We start from the raw sequence: 2,137 nt of genomic DNA on the forward strand, positions 1-2,137 counted from the left end.
TGCGCAGCGCAGCAATGGCGGCAAGCAGCTTGCGGCGATGGCCGATCGAGACGACGCCGAGCCCGACCAGATCCTCGGCCGTGAGGTCCATGAGGACCTCGGCATCGATGTCGTTCTCCCGGAACGCCTGTTCGTACTGTCCCAGCCCCAGACCACACAGCCAGGTCCCGATGTCCATGGGCTCCTCCCGGCTTTGGTATTCAGCGCTAAGGTGCTCCAGTCTATCTCAAGATGGCGTGCGCTGAGCGCGGTGAAACGTCACGAGTTGGGCGCGGAGGAAGGGCAGCTTTTGGCCCGCCGGCGAAGGCCGCAATAACCTGCGTCACGTCGGCAGTTGGGGCCAGACCGACCATCGCGAAGACGCGGCCAACCCGACGCGAATGACCCGAATGTATGGTCCGGCCGCACGTTGCAAGAGGGTTCGTCAACCTGTCAGATGCGGTCTTGCATCAATGTATCCGGCCTCTGATTGGAGCGTGCTGTGCTCCGGGCCATCATGGATATCAGCGCGCATTCGAGCTGATTAGCGGACAGGCCTCGAACGGGCCATTCGGGTCACCAGTGTTCGCACGCGCCGGGAAGACCGATCTTCCATCGTCGTCTCATCCTCTCGCAGACCTCGGCGGGTAAGGGTTACGTCATCTCGATAGTCCCGTGGCCTCCGGCGCGGCCGACTTGGCCAGGGAGCTGCGATGCTCGTATGTACAATCAGCTGCTGGGACCTGGGATCGGGTTCTTCTCGGAGCTGGCAGTGATCTCTTGAAGTACTGCTCTGGCAGCCCGAAGATCTGGTGTCTCAAAGCCTTCAGCGAACTGGCCATAGAGCGGACTAAGCAGATCGTGAGCCTCGCCGCGCCGGCGCTGTTCTATCCAAAGTCGTGCGAGGGATGTCGCTGCGCGCAGTTCCCAGAGCTTGGCGCCTTGCCGGCGCGCGGTTGCAGCGGCATGGCAGAGCCGTGCTTCCGCGGCGATCGGATCGGGCCTCGGCAGCCGCAGCATCAGCTCGCCCATCATCCGATGGAGTTCGGCCTCGAACCACCGCTCGCCGGTTTCTTCCACGCGGTCGAGCGCCTTTGCAATCAAATCCAAACCTTCCTCCACTGCGCCTGAGCGGCCAAGCGCCTCGGCCTGGAGGCCGAGGAAATGCGGCTCATAGACACTTGCCCCGGTGGCACGCCAAGCCGGCAGGCCCTGCCGAAGCTGCGCCAGCCCTGTCTCCAACTCACCTGACTCGGTCAGAGCCCATCCACGGATCACCGTGGCAGGCGCGAGGAAATGCGGAAAACCCTGCTCGGTCGAGAGCTCAATCAGTGCCTCGGCTCGATCCCGGGCCTCGGGCCCCGCCCGGCGGTACTGCTCGAAGAGACACGCGAACAAGAGAGCGTACGCCAGCGTGTTGAGGTGAGTGAGATCGTTGGCGGCATCGAGCGCTTCGCGGCTCCGTGCCAAGGCCTGTTCCGGATAGCCCAGCGCCAACAACGTCCATGACAGCGCCGACAGCGCCGCCACCCGGGGATCCTGCACGTAGAAAAAGGCGAGCGAGCGATGCCGCTCTGGGTCATAGAGCGTGAGCGTCCGCTCCAGATGGAGGCGGGCAACGGCGATCTCGCCGCGCCACAGGGCACCGGTCCCGTTGACGCGGTGAGCAACTATGGTTGCGGAAGTTTCCTGATGATCCTGCGCCCGGCGCAAAAACTCGTCTGCCACGTCGCGCGCCGCGTTGTGCTCGGCGCGCACGCCGTGAAACACCCATTGACCATAGAGCACGGGCCAGAGCTGGGCGGTGGCCCCGATCTGCTCGCAGAGCTCGCGGGCACGGGCGTTGGCCCGTCCAGCTTCCGGCGACGCCCAGCCTTGCGTGGCCATCAGCGCGACGCCCAACGCAACCTGCAGGTCAAGTTCGCGCCGCCCTCGATCGGCCTCGGGCAACCCTGCGACAAGATTCAATCCGTTCCGTAACTGCGCAAGCGCTTCAGCCATAGCCGATCGGGCGATGGCTCGTTGTCCTGCCTTCAACCAATACTCGGTCGCCGGCTCGGTCAGTCCTCCCTCCGTGTAGTGGTGGGCCACAAGTTCGGGCTGCGCCTGCACAGTCTCCGTAAAATGCTGCTCGAGCGCGGCGGCAATCCGGGCGTGT

The 2,137-nt window shown here is 64.5% G+C and carries 1 protein-coding gene and 1 pseudogene; both read right to left on the reverse strand.

Annotated features, from left to right (window positions below):
* On the reverse strand, nt 1-178 hold a 178-nt coding region (locus CWO91_RS42050; RefSeq protein WP_130221155.1), incomplete at its 3' end, for an SAM domain-containing protein.
* 530 nt (nt 179-708) lie between these two features.
* A pseudogene (locus CWO91_RS42055) lies at nt 709-2,137 on the reverse strand (AAA family ATPase); the annotation flags it as partial.

The sequence above is a fragment of the Bradyrhizobium genosp. SA-3 genome (assembly GCF_004212635.1).
In the GTDB taxonomy this organism is placed as follows: domain Bacteria; phylum Pseudomonadota; class Alphaproteobacteria; order Rhizobiales; family Xanthobacteraceae; genus Bradyrhizobium.